The following is a 26,310-nucleotide window of genomic DNA, read 5'->3' as shown; positions in this document are numbered from 1 at the left end:
CGCGCCCGCCGATCCCCGCAGTTCCTGAGGAGAGTGCCCATGTCCATCCGTTCCACTGACGTCGAAGGCGTCGATTCCGTCATCCTTCCGCCGGTTCGCGACCTTGGCGACGGCTTCAAGGTCCGCCGCGCGCTGCCTTCCGCCCACCGCCGCATGGTCGGCCCGTTCATCTTCTTCGACCAGATGGGACCGGCCGCCTTCGACAGTGGCGAGGGCCTCGACGTCCGCCCGCACCCGCATATCGGCCTTGCGACCGTGACCTACCTGCTGGAAGGCGAGATCCTGCACCGCGATTCGCTGGGATCGCTGCAGCCGATCCGTCCCGGCGAGGTCAACTGGATGACCGCGGGCAGCGGCATCGTCCACTCCGAGCGCACCTCCGATGCGGTCCGCGCCAGCGGCGGCAAGCTGTTCGGCCTGCAGACCTGGGTCGCTCTCCCGCTCGACCGCGAGGAAGTCGATCCCGATTTCGCGCACTACAAGGCGGACCAGATCCCGGTGACCGAGGATGGAGGCACCCGGCTGACCCTCGTCGCCGGCACTTCGGACGGGCTGGTCTCTCCGGTGAATACATTCTCGGACATGGTCTATGCGGACATCGTCATGGCCGAAGGCGCGCGCTACCAGGTCAAGGCCGAGCATATAGAACGGGCGGTCTACGTCGTGTCCGGCGAGGTCGAGGTGATCGGGCAGACGGGTTCCTTTACCACTGGCGAACTCGTGATCTTCCAGCCGGGCGCGGAAGTCGTGCTCAAGGCCAGGGGCGCGGCGCGGCTGATGCTGCTGGGCGGCGAGCCGTTCCCCGAAGGGCGAAATATCTTCTGGAACTTCGTGTCCTCCTCGCGCGACCGGATCGAGCAGGCCAAGCAAGACTGGAAGGCGCAGCGCTTTGCCCCCGTCCCGGGCGAAACCGAATTCATCCCGCTTCCGGCCTGACCGCCGCACACCGCAAGGGAGCATTGCACATGGCACATGGAACTGCCCGCATCGGCCGCGATCGCTATCGTACCGAGATCGAAGTGAGCGGCCACGCTCTCGTGGCGGACGAAGGAGCCGGGCTTGGCGGCGCCAACACCGGACCGGCGCCCTACGACTACATCCTGGCCGGGCTCGGTGCCTGCACCGCGATCACGCTGCGCATGTATGCGGACCGCAAGGAATGGCCGCTCGAATCCGCCGATGTCGACCTGCGGCTGGTGGGCGGCAAGGAGGGGGCGCATATCGAGCGTACCCTGACGCTGACCGGCGCGCTGGATCAGGAACAGCGTGCGCGGCTTGCAGACATCGCGGAGCGCACGCCCGTGACGCTCACGCTCAAGAACGGTATCGGCATCACGACCACGCTGGCCTGACCGGTGGCGCGCTGAGGAGCAGATCATGGCTGCAAGGGCATTCGATTTTACCGGAGCCAATGGACATCGCCTGTCGGGCCGCCTCGATGTGCCCGAAGGCCGGGCGCGGGCCTGGGCGATCTTCGCGCATTGCTTCACTTGCGGGAAGGACAACCTGGCCGCAGTGCGGGTCGGCCGGGCACTCGCGGCGCAGGGCATCGGCGTGCTGCGCTTCGACTTTGCCGGCCTCGGCGCCAGCGAAGGCGACTTCGCGGCTTCGAAGTTCAGCGCCGACGTGGCCGACCTGATCGCCGCCGCCGAAGTGATGACGGGCGAGGGCATGGCGCCTTCGCTGCTGATCGGTCACAGCATGGGCGGCGCGGCGGCGATTGCCGCTGCGGGCGAGATCGCCTCGGTGCGTGCCGTGGCGACGATCGGTGCGCCGTTTTCTCTGCAGGTGGCGATGCACCATTTCGGCGACGAGGCGCTCTCCGCGCTGGAGCGTGACGGGGAAGCAGATGTTCACCTGGCCGGGCGTCCGTTCCGCGTGGGCAAGGCGATGGTAGAGGAACTGCGCGCAACCGACCTCGGCGCAGCGCTCAAGGCCCTGCGCAAGCCGCTGCTGATCATGCACGCTCCGCTGGACGATACGGTGCCGCTGGCGCAGGCGACCAGGATCTTCACTGCGGCGCTGCATCCCAAGAGCTTCGTGACGCTGGACGATGCCGACCACCTGCTGACGCGCAAGGGCGATGCGGATTATGTCGCCGGCATCGTGATGGCCTGGGCGGCGCGCTATCTGGACCTGCCGCAAGCGGTTCCGGCACCGCGTCCCAGCGAGGACGTGCTGGCCGAGGAGACCGGCGCGGGCAAGTTCCAGCTTGCGATTTCGGCGGGCGGAGCGCGCTTCCTGGCCGACGAGCCGCGCAATGTCGGCGGACTCGGCTCGGGTCCTTCACCTTATGATCTGCTGTCTTCGGCGCTGGCGGCGTGCACGACGATGACGCTGCGCCTCTATGCCGACCACAAGGGGCTGCCGGTCACGCGCATCCGTACGGCTGTCGGCCATCGCCGTGAGACCGGGCAGGCGCAGCCCGATGTCTTCACCCGCCGCATCGCCATCGAGGGCGAGATCGACGCCGATCAGCGCCAGCGCCTGCTGGAAATGGCCGAGCGCTGCCCGGTCCATCGCACGCTCGAGAAGGGCGCGCGCTTCGACACGGTGATCGGTGAGCCGCCCGCGGCGGCCGAACCGGAATCGGCCCATGCGGCCGACATGCAGGTGGCGGTGGACGCCCGGGACTGATGCCCGGGCGTTCCGTTCAATAGGCTTCGGTCAGCCGAGCAGTTCGCGGCGCAGCTTGGCGAAGTCCGCGTCGGTCAGCCCGACTTCCTGCTTCAGGTAGCCTTCGGTACCGCCGTACTGCCGGTCCAGATAGGTGAAGAACTGGGCGAGGTGCGAGGCCCCGCTCGGCGTGTAGAGCGGCTGTACGACCTGCCGCTGCTTCTCGTCACCGGACATGTACATCGCGACGATGGGGTTGTTCGGATAGTCCTTCGGATCGACCTTGGGCATCTCGAATTGCGGGCGGCGCAGAGCGGTCGAGAGGTGATAGTCCTTGAGGATCGTCTCGCGGTCGACGCCCAGCAGGTCGTAGATCAGCGCGGTGGCGATCCCCGTGCGGTCCTGCCCGGCCGAGCAGTGGTAGATCACCGCGCCCTCGTCTGCCAGCAGGCGGCGGAACAGCGCCCGGAACTGGGGCACGAGCATCTTCTCCATGCCCTTGTAGGTGTTCTCGCCATCGCCGGCACCATAGGCCGCCAGCAATGGCTTGAGCGAATAGTCGTTGGCAAGGAACAGGGCGCCGGTGCGATCGTCGACCCAGTCGGGTGCGACTTCGCGTTCCTCGAGGGAGCGCAGGTCGACGACGCTGTCGATGTGCAACTGGTCGATCAGGGCATAGTCGGCATCCGAAAGCAGGGGCATGGCGCCCGAGCGGAACGCCTTGCCCCAGCGGACCTGATGGCCGTCCTTCGTGACGTAACCGCCGATATCGCGGAAATTGCTGCCTTGCTGCAGCGGCAGCACGCGCTCGGCAACGACGGTCGAATGTCCGCCTTCGCCAAGGAGGATGACGTAGCGATGCTCGTCGGCGGGGATCGCCAGCTTGACCTTGCGGTCCTTGCCGGTGGCGGTGACGCGCCGGTCGCCATCGTCGACGGTCGTGTCCGCGCTGATCCAGACCGAGACCGGGGCCACGTCTCCCCGATCAAGCTCGACGGTCTGCGCATCGAGACGGGTGAGGGTCGCCATCTCCCGCGCCGACGCGGGAGAGGATGCCAGCACGGCAATCGTGGCAATAAGGGCGGTGCAGGTGGTGTAACGCATGAGGATGTGTTTCCCGATCAGAAGCCGAAGCGTACGCCGAAGAGGTAGCGCGAACCGATGCGCTCGACTTCGGTCGGCATTGCCTGGGTGCCGGCATAGGCGATGTACGTTTCGTTGGTGAGGTTGGCGAGGTCCGCGAAAACCGTGAAGTTCTCGTTCACCGCATAACGCAGCGAGACGTCGAGGTTCTCGTAGCCCTTGCGGTGTTCGCCGCTGCCCATGCCGCCCAGCGTGTCCAGCCAGTCCGAACGCCACTGGTAGCTGACGCGGCCCGAGAAGCCGTACTTTTCATAGAACAGAGAGGCGTTGGCGATCTTCTTGGACATGCCCTGGAAGGGGATTGCCTTCTGCGTCGGGGTGTCGAAGTCGCCGTCGAGCAGGGTCAGGTTGCCCTGGAAGCCGAAGCCGTCGAAGGGCGCAGGCAGGAAGTCGAACTGCTTTTGCGCGTTGAACTCGACACCGTAAAGCTTGCCATGCTTGCCGTTGAAGGTGCCCTTGAGCAGGTAGTTCGAACGGTCGGTCCCGCCGAAGCTGTAGAAGTCGGAGCCGACCGGCTGCTTGCTGGAGTACAGCACATTGTCGACCCAGCGGGAGAAACCTGCAACCGAGAGCAAGCCATTGCCCGGCAGGTAGTATTCGACGCTGGCGTCGAGGCCCCAGGTGTATTCGGGCTTGAGCAGCGGGTTGCCGCCGGAGATTTCGCCGGGCGAAGTCGTATCGTTGATCGAGGCGCCGACGCGGATCGCGCCGTAGGCCGGGCGCGATATGCCGCGCTGGCCGGCAAGGCGCAGGACCAGGTCGTTGGTGGCTTCGTACTTGAGGTTGAGGCTCGGGAAGAAGTCGGTGCGGTTCTTGTGGAAGGTGAGCGGCGTATAGGCGCCGTTCGAGAGGACCGAGCCTGAATTGTCGAGCACGTAGTTCTCTACCCGCAGGCCGGCAATCGCGGTCAGCGCGCCGGTTTCCAGCTTGGCCGAGACATAGCCCGCTAGCGTCTTTTCACGCTGGGCGTAGCGGTCGCTGGCCGGAATGTCCTTGGCCGGATCGTAGAGACCGGCGGCCTCGAGCTTGCCGAGCAGGCTGTCGATGTCACGGCGCATGGCGACGTTGTCGACGTAGTTGAAGTTCAGGCCGAGCGGAAAGTCGGTGTCCCAGGCCTTGTCGGTGACGTAGCTGTTCACGTCGAAGGGCTGGCCGACCACCGAACCGAGCGCGCCGATCGCCGCGATGTTGGAGAACGAGAAGTTGTTGCCCGCGATGTCGCGGTCGGCAAAGAGCCCGCCCGCCGCAAGCGTGAGCGCGCCCATTTCCTTGGCGACGTCGACCTTGGCGGTATAGCTGTCCGAGACGGTCTTTTGCCGCGCGGCGATCATGTAGGCGCGTCCGGTCGAGAGGCTCGCCTGGTTGAATGCACCGCCGGTCAGCGAGACGATCGGGAAGTTCGGATTGCTGTTGTCGTACGTGAACGAGAGGTTGTTCGCGCCGGTTGTCGAGGACTGTACCAGCGGCAGGTAGCTGCTGTTGTCGGTGCGGGTGTAGTTGAGCTTCACTGCGGCGGTGAAGCCGTCGAAGTCGTCGTACTCGCCGCCGATCGTGCCGATGTAGTTGCGGTTGCGATATTCGCCGTAGTTGAAGCTGCCGCGCATCGGCACGCCAGTCAGGTCGCCCGAGGCCTGCGTGCGGGTGCCCGAGGCAGCCTTTTCGAGTTGCAGCTCGTACTGGTTACGCTGCTCGTCGTCGTTGAACTCGGAGAAGATTGCCTTGGCGTAGATGCGCTGGCCGGCTTCCGGGCTGTACTCGACGGCGCCGAACAGGCCGTTGTTCCAGCGTTCGAGCTCGTACTGGCGGATGTCGAACTCGGTCGGGCCCTTGGCATCATAGGCACCCACTTCGCGGTTGTCGGTAAGCTGCTTGCGGCGATAGTGCGAACCGCCCAGCACGAAGCCGAAAGTATCGTTGGACCAAGACAGGCGCAGCGAGCCCTGACGCTGTTCGCCCCCGCCCAGGCCCATGAACCCGTAGCCGAGATCGCCCGACACATGCAGGCCGCGCTGCTCCATCGGCGAGTAAGTCCGCAAGTCGATCGTCGAGACGATGGCATCGGCCTGCATGTCCGAGGTCAGCGACTTGTTGACCACCATTTCAGAGAGCATCACCGCCGGGATCGCGTCGAAGCGATAGGCGCGGGTGTCACCGCCTTCGTCGACGCCGACCATCGGGATGCCGTCGATCGAGACAGAGGTCCAGCGGTTGGGCGCGCCGCGCACCTGGATGTAGCGCTCCTGTCCCTGGTCGCGCTGCACCGCGACGGCGGGCAGGCGGGCCAGCGCGGCTGCGGCGTTCTGGTCGGGGAAGCGACCCACGGCGTCGGCTGCGGCGATGTCGGAGAGGTTGTCGGCCTTGCGCTTGGCTTCGACCGAGGCCTGCTGCGAGGCGAGGATGGTGCCGGTGACGATGATGGTGTTGCCGATTTCGCCGCCCGGGATCATGTCGTCCTGCGGCGCCACCCCTGCTTCGGCAGCGGCAAGGTCGGCCGCGCCGGATTCCGCCGCCTGGGCCACGCCGGCCAGGGACACGGCGATGGCAAGCGCGCTGGCAAGGCCCGCCGCGCGGTACGAAAGGTATTTCATCTGGTGGATTTCCCCTGAAGTGATCTGTCTTCGGGGCGGCGCCTAGGAGGGGTTTGTTACAGGGGGCGAAAAGTTCAGGGACAGTTCGGTTTCAGAATTATATTATAATTATGACAAACGCCGATCGCGTGGAGGCCTTTTTACCCATCATTATCGTTATTTATCAGTATTTTAATGTCACGAATCCGGCTCGATGCCGAGGCGGAAGCGTGCGGCCTTCGCGTTAAATTGATGTCTACTGCAAAAATGTGATGCCCATCGCCGAATGGCGCGGAACAGGTTGAAAGCCTGCCGCGTCCGGCGCAGTATCGCGCCCTTCATGCAGCAGTCCACGACACTCCTAACCATCGATACGCCCGGCCGGGGTCTTACCGAAATCACGCATGCCGTGGCCGACTGGCTCGGCGGGCAGGACGTGGGAGAGGGCCTGCTGACACTGCTGTGCCGCCACACTTCGGCCTCGCTGCTGATCCAGGAGAATGCCGCGCGCGAAGTGCGCCGCGACTTGCTCGACTGGCTGGAGCGGCTGGCGCCGGAAGGCGATCACTATGCCCATGACGATGAAGGGCCGGACGACATGCCCGCGCACTTGCGCGCGACGCTGACCGGCGTGAACCTGTCGATCCCGGTGATCGGGGGGAGGATGGCGCTGGGCACGTGGCAGGGCATCTACCTTGCCGAGCACCGCCGCATGCCGCATCGCCGGCAGGTGGCGATCCACCTTCTGGGACAATAGCCGAATGGAGCCGACACCCATGGCCAGCGATGCATCACCCGAAGCCGCACAGGGCGGAGATCTTGTGCGTCGGCATCGGCTCTCGACGCGCATCTGGCACTGGATCAATGCCGTCACCCTGCTCGTGATGCTGATGAGCGGGCTGATGATCTTCAACGCCCACCCGCGCCTCTACTGGGGCGAATACGGGGCGAACTTCGATCAGCCCTGGCTCAAGATCGGCACCCTGCAGAACACGAGGACCGGAGAATACAGCGGTTTCCTGCAAGTCGGCGACGAACGGATCGACACCACCGGCGTGCTTGGCCTGTGGCAGGACAGCAATGGCCGCCAGCAACGCTATGCCTTTCCGTCCTGGGCGACGATCCCTTCGCGTTACAGCCTCGCCGGTGCGCGCATCTGGCACCTTGCCTTCGCCTGGGTGCTGGCGCTGGGACTGCTGGCCTATCTGGTCCGGTCGCTGGTCAACGGGCACTTGCGGCGCGACATCCACATCACCCGCCGGGAATGGAGCCCACGCCACTTGTGGTATGATGTGAAGCAGCACGCGCGGCTGCGGTTCCCGAAGGGCGCGTCGGCGCTGCGCTACAATGCCCTGCAAAAGCTCGCCTATGCCGGGGTCCTGTTCGTGCTGTTGCCGCTGATGATCGTCACCGGCCTTGCCATGTCGCCGGGCACCGACGCCTGGGCACCGATCGTCACCGAACTGTTCGGGGGGCGGCAATCGGCGCGCTCGGTCCATTTCATCTGCGCCTTCCTGCTTGTGGTTTTCTTCGTCGTCCACATGGTCATGGTCGTGCTGGCCGGGCCCATCAACGAAGTCCGTTCGATGATTACCGGCAAGTACCGGCTGCCGAAGGAGAAGGGCCAATGAGCCGCAAGCTGATCCTCTCGCGCCGCACGCTGATCCGCACCGGCGTGGTCGGCACCGGCGGCCTGCTCCTGTCGGGCTGCGACAAGCTGTTCGAGAATCCGACCTTCCGCTCCGTACTGGAAAGCGGCGAGGACCTGCACAAGGCCAGCCAGCGGGCGTTGGGTCGCAATGCCCTGGCGCGCGAGTTTTCCGTTGGCGACATGTCGCCGGTCTTCCGTGCCAACGGCAGCCGCGAAGGCGCGGGCGGGGAATACCGGCAGCATCTGGCGCAGGGCTTTGCGAACTGGTCGCTCAAGGTCGACGGGCTTGTCGAGCGGCCGCTGGCGATCCCGCTGACCGCACTCAGGCAATTGCCGCAGCGCAAGCAGATCACGCGGCACGACTGCGTCGAGGGGTGGAGCGCGATCGGCCAGTGGCAGGGGCCGCGCCTTGCCCATGTCCTCGATCTCGCGCGGCTGAAGCCGCAGGCGCAGTATATCGTCTTCCACTGCGCGGACCTCTATCGCGGGCGGCCCTATTACGAATCCATCGACCTTGTCGATGCGTTCCATCCCCAGACGATCCTGGCCTGGCAGATGAACGGCAAGCCGCTGGAGCAGCAGCACGGTGCCCCGCTGCGCCTGCGCGTCGAAAGGCAGCTCGGCTACAAGCACGCCAAGTTCGTCACCCGCATAGAGGCGCGTGCGTCGCTGGAAGGGCTCTACGGCGGCAAGGGCGGCTATTGGGAGGACCAGGGCGCCTATGCCTGGTATGCCGGAATTTGACGCCTTGGCCCGTGACGAATTGAGGCATGGGCCTATCCGTGCGTCTTCCCAAGCAGAGACCCCTTGAGGCCGCAGGCCCCCCGGGGATGACTTCACCCGTTCACAGGAATGGCCCCCAGCAGTGATTTCCGCTCTCGACCTGTTTCGCATCGGCCTTGGCCCATCGAGTTCCCACACCGTCGGGCCGATGCGCATTGCGACCGCGTTCCTCCTAGACCTGCGCGAGCGCGGCCGATTGGGCGAGGTGGCGCGGGTGCGCATCGGCTTGCAGGGATCGCTGGCGCTGACCGGGGAAGGGCACGGCACACCCGATGCGTGCATCATCGGCCTGTGCGGCTTTCGCCCGGAGACCGTCGATCCCGAGGCAGCCTATGCAGCCGTCGCCGCCGTGCGCGAAACGGGCCGGGTATCCCTGCTGGGCGAGCACGAGATCGGCTTCGCCCCGCAGACGGACCTCGTGCTCGACTTCGCCTGCATGCCCGACCTGCATCCCAACGGGATGGTGCTCTGCGCCTACGATGCGGCCGGTGCGAAGATCGCCGAAGAGGATTTCTACTCGACCGGCGGCGGGTTCTTTTCCAGCCGCGCGCAGCTTGAGCAGACGGCGCGCAACGACGAGCTGATTTTCGGCCCGCCGGTGCGCCTGCCTTTCGGCTCCGGCGCGCAGCTGCTGGAAATCTGCGCCCGTGAGAACATGGCGATCTGCGAGGTCGTGCTGGCGAACGAGGCCGCCTGGCGTCCGGAAGATGAGACGATGGCGGGCCTCGATGCAATCGCCCAGGCGATGAACGCCTGCATCGATCGCGGCCTGTCGCGCGAGGGGCAGTTGCCCGGCGAACTCAAGGTCCGCCGCCGCGCCCGCTCGATCCACCAGAACCTGATTGCGCGCCCGCAGGACAACCAGGCCGAAACGCTGATGGACTGGCTCAACCTCTATGCCATGGCGGTGAACGAGGAGAACGCCTCGGGCGGCCGGGTCGTCACCGCGCCCACCAATGGTGCGGCAGGCATCATCCCCGCGCTGCTGCGCCAGTACTGCAGCGAGGGCAGCAGCGCGGTGGCCGTCAAGGCGCGCCGCTACCTGCTGACGGCTGCCGGGATCGGCATGCTCTACAAGCAGCGCGCCTCGATTTCGGGCGCGGAGATGGGCTGTCAGGGCGAGGTCGGCGTCGCCTGCTCGATGGCGGCCGCAGGGCTTGCGGCGGTCTGGGGCGGCACGCCCGAACAGGTCACCGCTGCGGCAGAGATCGGCATGGAACACAACCTTGGCCTCACCTGCGATCCGGTCGGCGGGCTCGTCCAGATCCCGTGCATCGAGCGCAATGCCATTGCCGCGGTCAAGGCGGTCAATGCCGCCAAGCTCGCGCTGCACGCAGGCGAAACGCCGCGCGTCTCGCTCGACCAGGTGATCGAAACGATGCGCCAGACCGGCGTCGACATGTCGAGCAAATACAAGGAGACGAGCCAGGGCGGGCTCGCCATCAACGTTGTGGCCTGTTGATCGCGCCGGACTGGACCCCTTGTCCGTTTCGGATAGGACCTTTCCCATCGCGCAACTTTAGTTCACGATCCCGCAATTGAGCCCGTCGATCTGCAGAACGGGGCAAAGACGTCGCAAGGCGGCAAACAGGGGAAAGCCAGCGAATGACGATCTTGAATATGGGGGCGGCTGCGGTTCAGCAGGATACCGGCCTGATCGACCGCATTACCAACATCTCGGACTTCATCTGGGGCGGCACCTGGGACGGCGCTGTCGTCCTGCCTTTCCCGCCGATGGTCATCGTTCTGCTGGGCGTCGGCCTCTACATGATGATCGGCCTGCGCTTCTATCCGTTGCGCAAGCTGGGCAATGCCTTCGCGGGGCTTTTCCGCGGGCGCAAGGGCGCCGGATCGGGTGAAATCAGCCCGTTCGCCGCGCTTTCGACCGCGCTGTCCGGACAGGTCGGCACCGGCAACATGGCCGGCGTCGCCACTGCCCTTGCCCTGGGCGGCCCGGGCGCGATCTTCTGGATGTGGGTTACCGCACTGATCGGCATGGCGCTGGCCTTTGCCGAAGGTTCGCTGGCGATCCGGTTTCGCGAGAAGTCGCTGGAGGGCTACTGGCGCGGCGGGCCGATGACCTACATCGTGCGCGGGCTTGGCCCGAAGTGGACCTGGCTTGCGGTCATCTTCTGTATCGGCACGCTGATCTCGACGATCATCACCGGCAACGCGATCCAGGCCAATGCAGTGGCCGATGGCATGAACGAACTGTTCGGCATCGACGAATGGCTCGGCGGCCTGATCGCCGCGATCGCCGTCTTCGTCGTCATCATCGGCGGCATCAAGTCGATCGGCGCCGTGGCGGAGAAGATCGTGCCGTTCATGGCCGGCACCTACATTCTCATGGCCCTCATCGCGATCCTGCTGGACATCAAGGACATCCCTGAAACGTTCGGGCGCATTTTCGGCGGTGCCTTTTCGGGTCAGTCGGCGGTCGGCGGTTTCGTCGGTGCCGGGATCATGCTCGCCCTGCGCGCCGGCGTCGCGCGCGGCCTGTTCTCCAACGAGGCCGGGCAGGGCACCACCCCGATGGCCCACGCCGTCGCCCAGACCGACGACCCGGAAGTGCAGGGCCGCATGGCGATGATGGGCACTTTCATCGACACCATCGTCATCTGCACCATGACCGCGCTGGTGATCCTCACCGTCGAAGGCAACTTCACCGGCGGCGGACATGCGGTGAAGCACGCCTGGCAATCGGACCTGACCGGCTTCGCGATGACTTCAGGGGCCTTTGCCGCCGCTTTCCCGGTACAGGTCGGGGGGCTTGCGATCGGCAGCATCATTGCCTCGCTGGCGCTGATCCTCTTCGTCTTCTCGACCCTGCTGACTTTCAGCTACTACGGCGAGCGCGCGATCACCTTCCTTTACGACAAGGTGCCGGGCGCCAGTGCGCGGGGCGAGAAAATCCTGCACTACATCTGGCGCGTGCTGTGGTGTCTCGCCGTGTTCATCGGCGCGAGCCAGCCGCTTCAGCTCGTCTGGCGCCTGGGCGACATCGCCAATGCGACGATGGCCGTGCCCAACCTGATCGCGCTGGCGGCGCTGTCGGGCGTGGTGTTCAAGCTCGCCCGGGGCGACAGGAACGCCGGCCGCGATCACCACGTCGCAATGCGCGAAGAATAACGGGGAGGCCGCCCTGCGCGCGTTCGGCGCGATCAGCCGACCAGACGCAGGGCGGTTTCCGTCTCGCGCACCGCGCGGGGCTGGTCGGGCCAGATGCCGCGGGTATCGTAGACCAGCTTGTTCGCCCGTTCGGCCAACGGCACGACGCGGAAGACGTCGTGGTCGACCAGAACGATCAGGATGTCGCAGGCTTCCAGCGCATCGTCGATGTCGATCTGGCGCACCCCGGTGTCGGTAAACTCGATCGGCAATTCGGCTGCATAGGGCTCGACGATGTGGATGCGTTCCCCGAACCTGCGGGCAAGGCGGCTGGCGACGAAACGCGCCGGACTTTCGCGGAAGTCGTCGATGTTGGCCTTGAAGGCAAGGCCGAGGCAGGCGACTTTCGCACCCGGATGCGCTTCCACCAGTGCTTCGGCCTTGGCGATCACGTGGTGCATCTTGCCGTCGTTGACGCCGCGCGCGGTGCGGATCAGCGGAGTCTCCTCCGGAGCACCGTGAACGATGAACCAGGGGTCGACGGCGATGCAGTGGCCGCCCACGCCGGGACCGGGTGACAGGATGTTGACGCGCGGATGCCGGTTGGCGAGGCGGATCACTTCCCACACGTCGAGGCCCATGCGGTCGGCGACGATGGACAGTTCGTTGGCGAAGGCGATGTTGACGTCGCGATAGGCGTTCTCGACCAGTTTGGTCATCTCCGCCGAGCGCGCATCGGTGGTGACGCATTCGCCGCGCACGAAGCGCTTGTAGAAGGCCAGCGCCTTGCGCGCGCAGCGCGGGGTGATGCCGCCGATCGAGCGGTCGTTGTTGGTCAGCTCTTCCAGAATGCGGCCGGGCAGTACGCGCTCCGGGCAGTAGGAAATCGAGATGTCGGGGATCTCGCCGGTCAGGCCGGGAATCTTCAGGTCAGGGCGCATCTCGGCGATCAGGTCGCGCAGTCGCTCGGTGGTGCCGACCGGCGAAGTCGATTCCAGGATGATGACGTCACCCTGCTTGAGCACCGGGGCGATCGTGCGGCCGGCGGACAGGACATAGGAAATGTCGGGCGCGTGATCCTTGTCGAAAGGCGTGGGCACGGCGATGACGAAGACGTCCGCGGGCGCCACTTCGGTCGAGGCGGAAAGCAGCCCGCGCGAGACGACACCGTGGACGAGACCGTCGAGATCGACTTCCTCGATGTGGATTTCGCCGCGGTTGATCGTGTCGACGACCTTCTGCGAAACGTCGAGGCCCAGGACGCGGCATCCGGCGCGGGCGATCACGGCGGCGGTGGGAAGTCCGATATAGCCCAGTCCGACGACGCAGACGTCAGGCTTCTTGTCCGATTTCATTCGCTAGCAGCTCCACGATTCGGCGCGCGGATTGCCCGTCCCCAAAAGGATTGTGGGCGCGCGCCATGGCCTCGTAAGCCACGGTATCGTCGAGCAAGGTTGATATTTCGGTAACGATCGTCTCGGCCGAAGTTCCGACGAGTTTCGCGGTTCCAGCCTCCACGCCCTCGGGGCGTTCGGTAGTCTCGCGCATGACCAGGACGGGCTTGCCCAGCGCCGGGGCTTCCTCCTGCACGCCGCCGCTGTCGGTCAGCATGATCTCGGCGATATTGAGCAGGCGCGCGAAGTGCGGGTAGTCGAGCGGCTCGATCAGGGCGACGTTGTCCAGCCCGGAGAGACGCTCGTTCATCACCCGCCGTACGTTGGGATTGAGGTGGACAGGGAAGATCACCGCCGTATCCGGACGCTCGGCGATGCGGCGGATGGCCGTCGCGATCTGCTCCATGCCTTCGCCGAAATTCTCGCGCCGGTGGCTGGTGACGCCGATGATGCGCTTGCCGGCGAACCTCGCTTCGAGGTCTGCCAGCCCGGCGGCAAGGTGCGGCTGGGCCTCGATCCGCGCGCTCACCCAGTGCAGGGCATCGATCACCGTGTTGCCCGTGACATGGACGCGCGCGGGATCGACGTTTTCCTTTGCCAGCGCCGTGGCCGAGGTTTCGGTCGGCGCGAAGTGCAGGCTGGCCATGGCCCCGATGATCTTGCGGTTCACCTCCTCGGGCCAGGGGTGATAGATGTTGTAGGAGCGCAGTCCCGCCTCGACATGATCGACCGGCACCTTGCGGTAATAGGCGGCGAGCGCGCCCGACATCGCCGTCGCGGTGTCTCCCTGCACGATCGCGCGGTCCGGCTTCACCTGGTCCATGACCTTGCCGATGCCGGTCAGCAGGCTTGCGGTCAGCGCGTCGAGCGTCTGGTCGGGCTGCATCACGTCGAGATCGTGGTCGGGCACGATCCGCGCGATGTCCAGCACCTGGTCCAGCATCTGCCGGTGCTGCGCCGAGACGCAGACGACGCATTCGAAGCGCGGATCGGCCTTCAGCGCATGGATGACGGGGAAGAGCTTGATCGCTTCGGGACGCGTGCCGAAGATAACGAGAATGCGGGAAGGCTGGGTCATCGCGCTCCGGACTATCACCGTGTGGTTAATCATCGTCTAAAGCCGCAAGCGGCGGCGCTGCCGCGAGGCGGCCATGCCGGCCATTGTGCGACTTGACGGCCGCCGCCGCCATGGGGGCTTTCATGGGTGACCGGATTTTAATGTCTTTTCGAGCACTTGGCGCGAAATGATACGTGCAAACGTGAGATTGAGGGTATCTGATCCCAATCAGACGCTGAAGATAAAGTATTGATCGGACTTGCTGGGGGTGGGTCCTGTAAACGATACTTCTCGTTGTCTTTGGCGCGGGAGAGGTGTCTACAGTTTTTGGATAACGATAAAGAAACGGCAGCCCGATTAAGCTGCCGTTCAAGGTGTTAAGAGCCTAATGTATACACAGGCCCTTCGGGTCGCAATTGAAGTAGATCATAGGGCGCCGATTCGATCCAGTCGTAATGAAGGCGCCGTAAACTATCGCCGTTTTCCATGGGGTTATAGCCGAAGTCGGCGCAGCGCCTGCCTCAAGAGGCTGTCTGGCGCGCGATGGGTAATGCCCATGCTGCATATCGCTCCGCGGGGGCGTGCGGGCTGCTTCGGGTCGCTTCGGGTCGCTTCGGTTGTCTGCGCTTCTTCGTGGCTTCGCCTCGGTGGACAAATTTGCGTCGCCACTTGCCCCGAGGGCGGCCTTGGGGAATCAACCGGTCATGGCAATTCTGAGCGACAAGTGGATCCGCCAGCAGGCGCAGGAAAACGGCATGATCGAGCCTTTCGTCGAGGCGCAGCGCCGCGACGGATGCATTTCCTATGGCCTGTCCTCCTATGGCTACGATGCGCGCGTCGCGCCGGAGTTCAAGATCTTCACCAATGTCGATTCGGCCGTGGTCGACCCCAAGGACTTCGCCGCGAATTCCTTCGTCGATCGCGAGACCGACGTCTGCGTGATCCCGCCCAATTCCTTCGCGCTGGCGCGCACGGTGGAATATTTCCGCGTGCCCAAGGACGTCCTCGTCATTTGCCTGGGCAAGTCCACGTATGCGCGTTGCGGCATCATCGTGAACGTCACGCCGCTGGAGCCGGGCTGGGAAGGGCACGTCACCCTTGAATTCTCGAACACGACGCCGCTGCCCGCCAAGATCTATGCGAACGAAGGCGCCTGCCAGTTCCTGTTCCTGAAGGGCAACGAGCCCTGCGAAACGAGCTATGCCGACCGTGCCGGCAAGTACATGGGCCAGCGCGGCGTGACCCTTCCGCGCCTGTAAGGCGCGCCCCCCGAATTCCAGTCCGAATGCAGGCCGTTTCAGATCGGGCCGGCGCGCAATAGCGTCTGGCTCTTTCGCGATTCGCCTTTCGCAACGCGTCTGACGCCCTTCCGACAATAAATTTTTTCGCAGTGCAGTGCAGGTCCCTGCCGGGGCTTCGCCTGGCCCCGCAGACGTCAGTGTTTGCGGGGCTTTGCGGTATATCTGCCGATGCTTTTTTATCCTAACTATCTAATTCGAATTATGAAGGATATGGCCGAGGGGCGCAGGCCTGGCTGTTGCAAAAATTCCACGAAAAACTATGTGAAGCCGTCCAAAGCGTGAGAGCGAGGATAACCAAGCACTAGAATGTGCTTTGGAGGGTGAAGTAATTTTTGAAGAAAGTTTGAGCAAGCCCGGCCACCGGGACGATCCGGAGGGCCCCAAACGAACGACCGGCGATGACCGCCTGGTGCTGAGATGTCCGCAGGCCGAAGACGGGCCCGCGATCTCGGCGCTGATTGCCGCATCGCCGCCGCTCGATACCAATTCCGCTTACTGCAACCTCCTGCAGTGCAGCGACTTCGCCGATACCTGCGTCGTCGCTGAAAGGGATGGCCAGATCGTCGGATGGATTTCCGGCTACCGGCCCCCTTCTCATCCCGAGCGAATCTTCGTCTGGCAGGTTGCCGTCGACGCTTCGGCGCGCGGCCTGGGTCTGGGCGGGCGCATGCTCGATGAACTGATTGCGCGCCCCGCCGTGAAGGGGGCGACCACGCTCACGACGACCGTGACCGAAACCAACGACGCTTCATGGGGCCTCTTCAGGGCCTTCGCGCGCCGCCATGGCGCCGAGCTGACCAAACAACCGCGCTTCGAGCGCGAGGCGCACTTCGCAGGTGCGCATGACACGGAATGGCAGGCGAGCATTTCGCCGCTGCCGTCCGCCCAATTCAACTGAACAGGGAAACACCTGAGATGATGACGACTCCCAAGCCGAGCGCCAAGTCGCCCGACACCGCCATTTACGACCGCCGTGAATCCGGAGTGCGCAGCTACTCCCGTTCCATGCCGCGGCAGTTCAACCGCGCGCAGGGCGTATGGATGCATGACAGCGAGGGCGGACGCTATCTCGACTTCCTGTCGGGCTGCTCCTCGCTCAACTACGGACACAACCACCCGGTGCTCAAGCAGGCGCTCATGGACTACATCGCCAGCGACGGGGTGACCCATGCGCTGGACCTGCACACCGATGCCAAGTCCGACTTTCTCAAGACCTTCGAGGACGTGATCCTGCGTCCACGCGGCCTGGACTATCGCGCCATGTTTACCGGTCCGACCGGCACGAACGCCGTCGAGGCAGCGATCAAGCTGGCCCGCAAGGTGACGGGTCGTGAAATGGTGATCGCCTTCACCAACGGTTTTCATGGCATGACCCTGGGCGCACTGGCCTGCACCGGCAATGCCGGCAAGCGCGGCGGCGCCGGCGTTCCGCTCAACCACGTCAGCCATGAGCCGTTCGACGGCTACTTCGGCGACGATGTCGATACTGCGGACCTGCTCGAGCAGCGCCTTGCCGACCCGTCGAGCGGCCTCGATGCCCCGGCGGCATTCCTGGTCGAAACCGTCCAGGGCGAAGGCGGCCTCAACGCCGCGCGTCCGGAATGGCTGCGCAAGATCGCGGCGCTCGCCAAGAAGCACGGCGCGCTGATGATCGTCGACGACATCCAGGCCGGCTGCGGCCGCACCGGCGGATTCTTCAGCTTCGAGGACATGGGCTTCACCCCAGACGTGGTCACCCTGGCGAAGTCGCTCTCGGGCATGGGCCTGCCCTTTGCGCTGACCCTGTTCCGCCCCGAACTCGACGTGTGGAACCCGGGCGAGCACAACGGCACCTTCCGCGGCAACAACCATGCTTTCGTCACCGCGACGGCGGCATTGCGCGAATTCTGGGCCGATCCGTCCTTTGCCGACGACATTGCCCGCCGCGGTGGCATTCTCGAGCAGCGGCTGGAACGCATTGCGCGCCGCCACGGCCTTTCGACCCGCGGTCGCGGCATGATGCGCGGCATCAACGTCGGCAGCGGCGAGGTGGCCGACAAGATTACCGGGGCCTGCTTCGATGAGGGCCTGATCATCGAGACCAGCGGCGCCCACGACGAGATCGTCAAGGTGCTTGCCCCGCTCGTCATCGACGACGCGACGCTGAATGCCGGCCTCGACATTCTCGAGGAGGCAATCGCCGAGGCGATCGCCCCTGTCGACGACGCGGACACGCGTACCGAACGCAAGCTCAACGTCGCGGCCTGAGGGGCGGCGGCCCCTCGTGGCCGACCTTCACGACGCGGCTTCACACGTAAATACCAAGGAAAACCACATGATCGTTCGCAAGCTCAAGGACATTCGCAAGAGCGACAAGCACGTCAAGTCGGAAGGCTGGACCAGCGACCGCCTGCTGCTGAAGGATGACGGCATGGGCTTCTCGTTCCACGTCACGACCCTGTTCGCCGGTGCGGAACTCCACATGCATTACCAGAACCACCTGGAAGCCGTGCTGATCCTCAAGGGTAACGGCACGATAGAGGATCTGGGTACCGGCGAGACCCACGAGCTGAAGCCCGGCGTGATGTATGCGCTCAACAACAACGACAAGCACATCGTGCGTCCCGAGACCGAGATCCTGTGCGCCTGCGTGTTCAACCCGCCCGTCACCGGCCGCGAGGTCCATGACGAAAACGGTGCCTATCCCGCCGATGTCGACGCGGAGCGCGAACCCGCGCTTTCGGACTGAACGCAGACGGGGGTAGCAATGCAGGATCAATATCCGTCGCGATGCGCCGGGCAGCCCGAACTGCTTGCGCGTCACGAACCTGTCGCGCGGCGTGCCTGGGAACCGGGTGCGCCGCTGACCGCCGAGCAGATCGAGCGGTTTGACCGGGACGGTTATCTCGTACTGGAAAACGTCTTTTCCGAAGCTGAAATAGCCGCGCTCCAGGCCGAGACGGGCCGCCTTCTCTCCAATCCCGCGGGACTGGAGGACGAAACCGTCATTGCCGAGCCGGACAGCCGCGAAGTCCGTTCGATCTTCCGGATCCATGGACAGAGCCGGATGATGGAGCGTCTGGCCGCCGACGAACGGCTGGCGGGTGTCGCCAGCTACCTGCTCGACGACGAGGTGTACATCCACCAGTCGCGCCTGAACTACAAGCCGGGCTTCAGGGGCAAGGAGTTCTTCTGGCACTCGGACTTCGAGACCTGGCATACCGAAGACGGCATGCCCGCGATGCGTTGCCTCTCGATGTCGGTGCTTCTGGCCGAGAACAATCCCCATAACGGGCCGCTGATGCTCATTCCCGGTTCGCAGCGCGTCTTCGTCACCTGCGTCGGTGAAACGCCGGAGGATCACTACAGGCATTCGCTGCGCAGGCAGGAGTTCGGTGTTCCCGACGAGTACAGCCTGGCCGAGCTTGCCCACAAGCACGGCATCGAGGCGCCCACCGGCAAGCCCGGTACGGTGATCCTGTTCGACTGCAACACTATGCATGGTTCGAACGGCAACATCACGCCGTTCCCCCGTTCCAATGCATTCTTCGTTTTCAACGCGGTGAGCAATCGCCTCGTTGCCCCTTTCGGTGCGGCCAAGCCGCGTCCCGATTTCATTGCCGCCCGCAAGGTCGAGCCGATCCGGCCGGTCTCGGGCGAACTCATGGGAGTTGCCGCATGACCGCAGCCCATAGCGTCGAAAAGATCGGCGGTACCTCGATGGCCGCCACGTCGACCGTCTTCGACAATGTCCTGATTGCAGGACGCGAAGGCGCCGACCTGTACAACCGCATCTTCGTCGTTTCGGCCTATGCCGGGATGACCGACCTGCTGCTCGAGCACAAGAAGTCGGGCGAGGCGGGCGTCTATGCCCACTTCGCCAGCAACGATGTCGAAGGCGGCTGGCAGGATGCGCTCGCCCGCGTGCGCGACGCCATGCATGAACGCAACAGGCAGATGTTCGCCAGACCCGAGAGCCTGCGCGAGGCGAACCGCTTCGTCGATGACCGCGTGGCGGCGCTCGATGCCTGCCTCGACGATCTTGACCGCCTGCGTTCGCACGGCCGCTTCTGCCTCAAGGAGCAGATGGTCACCGTCCGCGAGATGCTTGCGGGACTGGGCGAAGCGCATTCCGCACACTCGACCGCGCTGCTGCTGCGCGACCGGGGGGTGAATGCGGTCTTCGTCGACCTGACCACCTGGAACCACGACGAGCTTGCCAGCCTCGACGACCAGATCCTCAAGGCGCTCGAGCCGGTCGACCTGTCCACGCAGATGCCGATCGTCACCGGCTACGCCGGCTGCGAAGGCGGCATGGTGCGCCGTTATGCCCGTGGCTATTCCGAGATGACCTTCTCGCGCATCGCGGTGCTGACCGAAGCGCGCGAGGCGATCATCCACAAGGAGTTCCACCTTTCCAGCGCCGATCCCAGGCTCGTCGGCACCGGTAAGGCGTGCAAGATCGGCCGTACCAACTACGACGTGGCCGACCAGCTTGCGAACCTCGGCATGGAAGCGATCCACCCGCGGGCCGGGCGCGGCCTGCGCCAGTCGGAAATCCCGCTGCGCGTGCGCAACACCTTCGACCGCGAGGACGAAGGCACGCTCATTCGCGGCAACTACGTCTCGGACAAGCCGCGCGTGGAGATCGTCACCGGCTTGCAGACCGTTCAGGCCCTGCAGTTCTTCGAGCAGGATATGGTCGGTGAAAAGGGCTACGATGCCGCGATCCTCGAAACCCTTACCAAACACGGGGCGTGGATCGTCAGCAAGAGCTCGAACGCCAACACCATCACCCATTACCTCAGCGGCATCGGCGCGGCGAAGATGGAGCGTATCGTGACCGACCTAGAGCGGGCCTACCCGGGCGCCGTGATTACATCCCAGCCGGTGGCGATGGTTTCGGCGATCGGCAGCGACCTGTCGGAGCCGGGCCTTGTGCCCCACGCGCTTTCGGCGCTGATGGATGCCGAGGTCGATGTGCTCGCAATGCAGCACCAGATCCGCAACGTCGACGTGCAGTTCATCATCAACTCGCACGATTTCGACAACGCTGTCCGTGCCCTGCACGAGGCGCTTGTCGAGGACGCCGGACGACTGGGGCAGCGCGCTGCCGCCTGATCCCGCCCAATTCAGAGCTCCGCAGGCTGGCGATCAGTCCTGCGGGGTCGGTACTTCCAGGCGGGCGATCAATCCGCCGCTCGGCGAAGCGGCGAAAGAGAGCCCGCCATGGAAGCGCATCATCAAGCGGTGTGCCATGGGAATGCCCAGGCCGAAGCCCTTCGTGTCGCGCTGACGCGCTTCGTCGAGACGGAAGAAGGGGTCGAGGATCGCCTCGAAATAGTCGGGCGGGATCCCCGGGCCTTCGTCTTCGATAAACACAGTGTGGTGTCTGTCCTCCTCCACTATCGAGACTTTCGCCCGCTCGCCGAAATGCACGGCATTTTCGACCAGGGCGCAGACAGCCAGCGCCAGCGGTTCGCGGTAGGTTCGCGCGGTGGACCGGCCCTGTACCTCAATCTTCGCGCGGTCGCCGAACCCGGCGAGCACTTCGGTGAGATAAGGCGCAAGGTCGACCGTCTCGGGCTCTGCCGACAGGTGCTGCGCGCGCAGGAACCGTTGCAGCGAGGCCAGCAGGTCCTCCATTTCATCCACGCTTTCGCGCACCAGCCCGCCGATCTCCGGATCGTCGATCAGTTCGCTGGCGACTTTCTGGCGTGACAGTGGCGTGCGCAGGTCGTGGCTGATCGCTTCGAAGGAAAGTGCCTGGTCGCGCAGCAGGCGTTCGATGCGCGCCTGCATGACGTTCATCGCGTGGCCCAGGTTGCGCAAGTCCTTGGGCCCGCCTTCGCGGATCGTCACCTGCCGTCCCTTGCCGATCGCCTCGGCTGCATCGGTCAGCCGCCGCAGGGGCCGCGTCAGCAGGTGGAGCGCGCCCAGGCCCAGCGCGAGGCAGGCGAGCGTCGTCGCCAGCGTCAGTGCGGTGGCGCGCAGGGCCACCGGCCACATCGAATTGATGTCGCGTGAGCGGAAGTTCAGCCAGTCATCCTCGCCCAGCCGGATAGAACCGATAAGGTCCCGTCCGCCACCGGCCGTTCGCGTGGTCGCAAGGTTCAGCGAACGATCGGCCAGCGAGGGCTCCCATTCCACGATCCGCGCGGCAATCGCCATCAGCGCGGCATCGCCGGTCGGCGCCGCGACCAGCGGCACCGAGGCGACACGGGCGGAGAGATGCCGCGTCGTCATGCTTTCGGCGAGGCGCGCAGGATCGAGCGCGTGGACACGGTCGCTCACCACCAGCAGTTCGGCCACGCGGCGGGCATGATCGTCGCGCAGAGTCTGGCGATCGATCGCGTTGTAGAACAGCAGGCTCGCGGCCAACTGCACCAGCACGAGCACAAGGAACACGACCGCGACATAGGCTGCAAGCCGGGGAGGGACTGGGCGCGTCACTGATCTCGATCCTCTCTCGCTCTGGCCGTTCCTGCAAGCGTCCAGCGGCGCTTGTTACGTGCTCGCTTCCACCGGGCGCGGCCCAGGTCAATTACCAAGCACGGCCAGCAACGATTTGAAACCCTGTGGCCGCCAGACGCATTGCAAACGAAACCGGCGGTTGACGAGCCGCCATTTTCGCGTAAAGGCCCGGGGCTCCGGCATGTCGGGCGGTTAGCTCAGTTGGTAGAGCATCTCGTTTACACCGAGAGGGTCGGGGGTTCGAGCCCCTCACCGCCCACCACGGATCACGATCCATCACATCCCAGTAATCGTTGTGGCCCGCAGAAATCCGGGGCGCCGTCGATGGGAATGCGTCGCGCCTGACGGTCTTGGGTTCCGCGTGCCTGCGCTGCAGGCCTTGTTTTCGGTGCGTATCCGGCCAGTCGATGCGCTCTGTCCTGTGACATAGTGTTTCGCGGTGTTTCGCGCTTGATTGCGAATGAGAATGATGTGCAATAAAGATCCCATGATTCATCAGCACCTGTCCCCCAACCTGATCCTTGTCCTCGCCTACCTGCTCAAGACGAAAAGCGTGGGGACGACGGCGATGATGCTCGGCATGAGCCAGCCCAGTGTGAGCCGACATCTCGCGCGGCTGCGAGAGGTCGTTCAGGACCCGTTGCTGGTGCGCACTGGCAACCGGATGGCCCGCACGGGGCGCGGGGAGGAACTGGTCGACAGGCTTTCCGACTGGGTGACAGCGACCGCTAGCCTGCTCGACGCATCGACATTCGATCCCACCCACCTTCATCGCCGCTTCCGCATAGCAACGACCGATTTTGGCGCCTGGGCAGTATGCCAGCCGGCGCTTCCGGCGATGAGGCAGCATGCGCCTTCGATGGGGCTGGACATTCTTCCGCTCGGGCATGCGCCGCATCGAAACCTGGCCGCAGGTGAGATCGATCTCGCCCTGACCGGCTTCGATCCCTCACCCGAGCAAATTCACCATGATCTGCTCTTCGAGGATTCCTTCATCTGCGTCACGCGCAAGGGCCATCCGCTGACGGAGGCGGACGATGGCGCGGTGGATGTCGACGCATTCGTTGCCTATCCCCATCTCGGCCTGTCGGTCAGCGATGCGGAACTGGATCGGGTGGCAATGGAGCTGGGAGCCGCCGCCCGTCATCGCAAGGTAGCGATGACGATCCCCTATTTTACATTGGCGCCCCAGATGCTCTTGGCGGGAGATCTCGTCATGGTCGTCCCGTCACGCGCCGCGCGGAGCTGGTGCGACAGGCCGGATCTTGCGACCCGGCCCGCTCCTGCCGTTCTGGGAACGCTCAAGTACTGGATCTTATGGCATGAACGCAGCCGACACGATCCGGCGGTGACCTGGCTTCGTACGCAGCTGATCCGGTCAGCCAGCGCCCCCCCGGATCCGGGGTCCGGTGAATGACGGTTATTCATTCTTGAGTGTTGCGGCCTCGGGGCTTTCTCACCAGAGGCGCTAGTGCGAAGCATTCGCAATAGTAATTATTGGTGGGCAATCTTGAGAACTCTGAAATGCATGTTGCGCTCTGGCGTGGCCGCGACAGGTATCGGCATCTGCGCTTTCTCGACCGGGGCATCAGCAGCGGGAATCGATCCGGGGGCGACAAACACTTCCCAGATCGTCGTGACGGCCACGACGCGCGAACAGGAAGTCAAGGATGCGCCAGCTTCGATCAGCGTGATCACGCGCGAAGACATCGAACGGCTGCCATATCGCGAGATCACCGACGCGCTGATGGAAATCCCGGGCGTGACGGTGACCGCGGGCGAAGGCAACAGCCGCGACATTTCCATCCGGGGCATGTCTTCGCAATATACCCTGATCCTTGTCGACGGTCGGCGGCTGAGCGCGCGTGAATCGCGAACCAACGGCGGCAGCATTTCCGAGGGCGGCCTTTTGCCTCCGCTGGAATCCATCGAGCGGATCGAAGTGGTGCGCGGACCGATGTCTTCGCTTTACGGTTCGGACGCGATGGGCGGCGTGGTCAACGTCATCACCCGTGCGATCGCGACCGACTGGTCGCGCAGCCTGCGCGCCAACGGCACGATGCAGTTGGGCCGTAAATTCGGCAATTTCGGCGATGCCAACTTCTATCTCTCCGGGCCGGTCAGCAAGGGCGTCGGGCTCCAGTTGAATGGATCGGTCAACCGCCGCCAGGAGGACAATGTCGCGGGCGGGACACCCGAACGCAAGGACGAGACGATCGCCGGAAAGCTCGGCTTCGAAATCAGTCCCGAGCATCGCCTTCTCGTCGAGGGCGGCTACTATCGCCAGAAAACGACTGCCACCATCGGCAAGTCCGGCATCAGCAATCCGAGACGTCCGGAGCCTGACGGGACGCAAAGCTCGATGACCCAGAACCGCTACGTCGGATCTGTGACGCATATCGGCGACTGGGGCTTTGCCTCGTCGAACAGTTACCTGCAGTACGAAAATGCGGAACATGTCGAGGGACGCAAGCGCATCGCGAATACCGTGGGGCAGTCGATCTGGTCCGTACCGCTGCCGTCGAACAACCTGACGCTTGGTGGCTACTATCGGTTTGAAGACCTGACCGATCTGACCGGTAACGGTCTCGCCGGTTCGACGCGTGTCGGAACGACACGCAGCAGCTGGGCGGTCTTCGCCGAGAACGAGCTGTCGATCCTTGACACGTTGCGCCTTACCGGCGGCATTCGCCTGGACAATGACGAGCAGTACGGAGCGCACTGGACACCGCGTGCCTACCTGGTCTGGAATGTGAGCGACGGGGTGACCCTGAAGGGTGGATACTCGCAGGGTTTCCGCGCGCCCGGACTGCGCCAGACACTCGCCGATTGGGGGCAGACGAGCCGTGGCGGCACGATCTACGGCAATCCCGATCTCGAGGCCGAGACTTCGCGCACCTTCGAGGCTGCGGCCCTCTATGACGGCGGGGGCTTTTCGGCGAGCCTCACCGCCTATGACACGCGCTTCAAGGACAAGATCACGCGTGTGACCTGTCAGGCAGCCGGAGCCTGGTGTGTCGACGAACCGCTGAGCTCGATCGGCCGCCTGCCGACAACATACGTTAACGTCGATGAAGCGCGCATTCGCGGCGTGGAACTGACTTTCGATGTGCGGCTGACGTCGACCTTGCGGCTGAATGCATCCGGGACGCTCACGGATTCCGAACAGCTCACTGGCGCCAATGCGGGGGCGGCGCTCAATGACACGCCCAAGCAGCAAGCCTCGGGCTCGCTCAACTGGCAGCCGAACGATCGCCTGAGCGCCTATGCGCGGGCCATATTCCGCGGCAGGGAGGCCGTGACCGAGGCCCAGATCAGCGGTGAGAACACGGTTGCGCCTTCCTACACCACGGTCGATGTCGGCGCATCCTACCGTATCTCACCGGCTGTGACGGTACATGGCGGGGTCCAGAACCTCCTCGACAAGCGGGTCGACTACGATACCTATGCCTATGTGATCGATCCGGCCCGCCTGTGGATGGGCGTTACCGCCCGTTTCTGAGCACCGATTGCCCCAACCGCCCCCGTCCGGGCGCACGGGGGACGCGCTGTCCGTTCTCCATGGCCCGCCTGCGGCATGGAGAACCGGCTGGCGTGAAGGTGGCTTTCAGGCGGACGGTGTCCCGCTTCCTGAAAGCCTACTTCGCCTCGGCGATCAGCTTGAGCGCGTCCGGGCTCGTCCAGTCGTTGCCGCCGATGTAGCGCCAGACTTCCTTGCCCTTGCTGTCGAACAGCACCGTCACCGGCAGGTTGCCGCCATACTGGAAGCCGAGGTCGCCGTTGTCGTCGACCCAGGGCTGGATGTGGTCCAGCTTGCGGCGGCGCAGGATTTCCACGGCCTTGTCCGGCTGGCCCATGTCCTGTGAGATCGGCAGGACGGCGACCCCGGTCTCGTCCTCGCGGGCGATCAGCGCGTCGAGTGTGGGCATTTCCTCGATGCAGGGCGCACACCAGGTGGCCCACAGGTTGATCAGCAGCGGCTTGCCCCTGAACGAGGCGAGGTCGAGTGTTTCGCCGGTATTGTCGACCAGCGTGATGACCGGCATCGGATCGCCCTTGTGCGAGCGATCCAGCTTTTTCGAGGCGACCTCGGCCGTTGCGGCGGTTTCCGCAGGCGCCTGCGAAGCCTGCGGTTGCGACTCCCCTTCGCTTTGCCTATCGCAGCCCGCGGCCAGCAGGGCGCCAGTAAGGACGAGACACTTGAGCGAGCGGGAAGACAGCAAGATGGGCGGCTCCA

The 26,310-nt window shown here is 64.7% G+C and carries 22 protein-coding genes and 1 tRNA gene; 17 read left to right on the top strand and 6 right to left on the bottom strand.

Features of this window, described 5'->3' with window-relative positions:
* Positions 1–39 precede the first annotated feature (39 nt).
* The 3 genes from SPHV1_RS16500 to SPHV1_RS16490 are packed head-to-tail and all read left to right on the top strand — an operon-like array spanning position 40 to position 2,637.
* Positions 40–936, top strand: a complete 897-nt coding sequence (locus SPHV1_RS16500; RefSeq protein WP_054947119.1) for a pirin family protein — start codon at positions 40–42, stop codon at positions 934–936.
* Between the two features lie 29 nt (positions 937–965).
* Entirely contained in the window at positions 966–1,352 is a 387-nt protein-coding gene (locus tag SPHV1_RS16495; protein WP_054947118.1) for an OsmC family protein, read from the top strand.
* Positions 1,353–1,377: 25 nt separating this feature from the next.
* Positions 1,378–2,637: a bifunctional alpha/beta hydrolase/OsmC family protein gene (locus SPHV1_RS16490; protein WP_054947117.1), complete on the top strand. Its 1,260-nt coding sequence runs from the start codon at positions 1,378–1,380 to the stop codon at positions 2,635–2,637.
* Between the two features lie 30 nt (positions 2,638–2,667).
* On the opposite strand, the gene SPHV1_RS16485 is transcribed toward SPHV1_RS16490, so the two are convergent.
* Both SPHV1_RS16485 and SPHV1_RS16480 read right to left on the bottom strand, forming a co-directional pair.
* Positions 2,668–3,720, bottom strand: coding sequence for a tyrosine-protein phosphatase (locus tag SPHV1_RS16485; protein WP_054947116.1), 1,053 nt, complete (start codon positions 3,718–3,720; stop codon positions 2,668–2,670).
* Between the two features lie 17 nt (positions 3,721–3,737).
* Positions 3,738–6,347, bottom strand: a complete 2,610-nt coding sequence (locus tag SPHV1_RS16480) for a TonB-dependent receptor (protein WP_054947115.1) — start codon at positions 6,345–6,347, stop codon at positions 3,738–3,740.
* A gap of 319 nt (positions 6,348–6,666) precedes the next feature.
* Here SPHV1_RS16480 and SPHV1_RS16475 point away from each other — a divergent pair, with 319 nt between their 5' ends.
* The 5 genes from SPHV1_RS16475 (at position 6,667) to SPHV1_RS16455 (ending at position 11,889) form a co-directional block, all read left to right on the top strand.
* On the top strand, positions 6,667–7,083 hold the full coding sequence (locus SPHV1_RS16475) for a secondary thiamine-phosphate synthase enzyme YjbQ (RefSeq protein ID WP_054947159.1): 417 nt from the start codon (positions 6,667–6,669) through the stop codon (positions 7,081–7,083).
* A 19-nt stretch (positions 7,084–7,102) separates the two neighbouring features.
* The gene (locus tag SPHV1_RS16470; protein ID WP_054947114.1) at positions 7,103–7,957 is read left to right on the top strand and encodes a cytochrome b/b6 domain-containing protein; all 855 of its coding nucleotides are present in this window, start codon (positions 7,103–7,105) and stop codon (positions 7,955–7,957) included.
* Entirely contained in the window at positions 7,954–8,721 is a 768-nt protein-coding gene (locus tag SPHV1_RS16465; protein WP_054947113.1) for a molybdopterin-dependent oxidoreductase, read from the top strand. Before SPHV1_RS16470 ends, SPHV1_RS16465 begins: the two co-directional genes overlap by 4 nt.
* A gap of 121 nt (positions 8,722–8,842) precedes the next feature.
* Positions 8,843–10,222: an L-serine ammonia-lyase gene (locus SPHV1_RS16460; RefSeq protein ID WP_054947112.1), complete on the top strand. Its 1,380-nt coding sequence runs from the start codon at positions 8,843–8,845 to the stop codon at positions 10,220–10,222.
* A gap of 158 nt (positions 10,223–10,380) precedes the next feature.
* On the top strand, positions 10,381–11,889 hold the full coding sequence (locus SPHV1_RS16455; protein WP_054947158.1) for a sodium:alanine symporter family protein: 1,509 nt from the start codon (positions 10,381–10,383) through the stop codon (positions 11,887–11,889).
* A gap of 32 nt (positions 11,890–11,921) precedes the next feature.
* Here the strand turns inward: SPHV1_RS16455 and wecC are convergent, their stop codons facing one another.
* Together wecC and wecB are read right to left on the bottom strand one after the other, a co-directional pair.
* Positions 11,922–13,223, bottom strand: coding sequence for a UDP-N-acetyl-D-mannosamine dehydrogenase (wecC, locus tag SPHV1_RS16450; RefSeq protein ID WP_054947111.1), 1,302 nt, complete (start codon positions 13,221–13,223; stop codon positions 11,922–11,924).
* Positions 13,201–14,340 carry a non-hydrolyzing UDP-N-acetylglucosamine 2-epimerase gene (gene wecB / locus SPHV1_RS16445; protein ID WP_054947157.1) on the bottom strand — a complete coding sequence of 380 codons (1,140 nt, stop codon included), beginning with the start codon at positions 14,338–14,340 and terminating at the stop codon, positions 13,201–13,203. Before wecB ends, wecC begins: the two co-directional genes overlap by 23 nt.
* Before the next feature lie 683 nt (positions 14,341–15,023).
* On the opposite strand from wecB, the gene dcd reads away from it, so the two are divergent.
* The 6 genes from dcd (at position 15,024) to SPHV1_RS16415 (ending at position 20,720) form a co-directional block, all read left to right on the top strand.
* Positions 15,024–15,578: a dCTP deaminase gene (gene dcd, locus SPHV1_RS16440; RefSeq protein ID WP_054947110.1), complete on the top strand. Its 555-nt coding sequence runs from the start codon at positions 15,024–15,026 to the stop codon at positions 15,576–15,578.
* 451 nt (positions 15,579–16,029) lie between these two features.
* A complete protein-coding gene (ectA, locus tag SPHV1_RS16435; RefSeq protein ID WP_054947156.1) occupies positions 16,030–16,518 on the top strand; it encodes a diaminobutyrate acetyltransferase in 489 nt (162 codons plus the stop codon).
* A 17-nt stretch (positions 16,519–16,535) separates the two neighbouring features.
* Positions 16,536–17,867: a diaminobutyrate--2-oxoglutarate transaminase gene (ectB, locus tag SPHV1_RS16430; protein WP_054947109.1), complete on the top strand. Its 1,332-nt coding sequence runs from the start codon at positions 16,536–16,538 to the stop codon at positions 17,865–17,867.
* A 67-nt stretch (positions 17,868–17,934) separates the two neighbouring features.
* Positions 17,935–18,348 (top strand): ectoine synthase, encoded by a 414-nt coding sequence (locus SPHV1_RS16425; RefSeq protein ID WP_054947155.1) that lies wholly within the window; start codon positions 17,935–17,937, stop codon positions 18,346–18,348.
* An 18-nt stretch (positions 18,349–18,366) separates the two neighbouring features.
* Complete coding sequence (thpD, locus tag SPHV1_RS16420) at positions 18,367–19,281, top strand: ectoine hydroxylase (protein WP_054947108.1); 915 nt, start codon at positions 18,367–18,369, stop codon at positions 19,279–19,281.
* The gene (locus tag SPHV1_RS16415; protein WP_054947107.1) at positions 19,278–20,720 is read left to right on the top strand and encodes an aspartate kinase; all 1,443 of its coding nucleotides are present in this window, start codon (positions 19,278–19,280) and stop codon (positions 20,718–20,720) included. Before thpD ends, SPHV1_RS16415 begins: the two co-directional genes overlap by 4 nt.
* 33 nt (positions 20,721–20,753) lie before the next feature.
* On the opposite strand, the gene SPHV1_RS16410 is transcribed toward SPHV1_RS16415, so the two are convergent.
* Positions 20,754–22,052, bottom strand: coding sequence for a HAMP domain-containing sensor histidine kinase (locus SPHV1_RS16410; protein WP_054947106.1), 1,299 nt, complete (start codon positions 22,050–22,052; stop codon positions 20,754–20,756).
* Between the two features lie 207 nt (positions 22,053–22,259).
* On the opposite strand from SPHV1_RS16410, the gene SPHV1_RS16405 reads away from it, so the two are divergent.
* From SPHV1_RS16405 to SPHV1_RS16395, 3 genes are all read left to right on the top strand, one after another.
* Positions 22,260–22,335 (top strand) — tRNA-Val (locus SPHV1_RS16405).
* Positions 22,336–22,560: 225 nt separating this feature from the next.
* Entirely contained in the window at positions 22,561–23,490 is a 930-nt protein-coding gene (locus SPHV1_RS16400; protein WP_054947105.1) for a LysR family transcriptional regulator, read from the top strand.
* A 111-nt stretch (positions 23,491–23,601) separates the two neighbouring features.
* The gene (locus SPHV1_RS16395; protein WP_082431038.1) at positions 23,602–25,575 is read left to right on the top strand and encodes a TonB-dependent receptor domain-containing protein; all 1,974 of its coding nucleotides are present in this window, start codon (positions 23,602–23,604) and stop codon (positions 25,573–25,575) included.
* A gap of 136 nt (positions 25,576–25,711) precedes the next feature.
* Here the strand turns inward: SPHV1_RS16395 and SPHV1_RS16390 are convergent, their stop codons facing one another.
* Complete coding sequence (locus tag SPHV1_RS16390; RefSeq protein WP_054947104.1) at positions 25,712–26,296, bottom strand: TlpA disulfide reductase family protein; 585 nt, start codon at positions 26,294–26,296, stop codon at positions 25,712–25,714.
* Positions 26,297–26,310: the final 14 nt, after the last annotated feature.

The sequence above is a fragment of the Novosphingobium sp. KN65.2 genome, from assembly GCF_001368935.1.
GTDB lineage: Bacteria > Pseudomonadota > Alphaproteobacteria > Sphingomonadales > Sphingomonadaceae > Novosphingobium > Novosphingobium mathurense.
The sequence above is the reverse complement of the archived record's forward strand: the minus strand, read 5'-3'. Positions and strand labels throughout refer to the sequence as shown.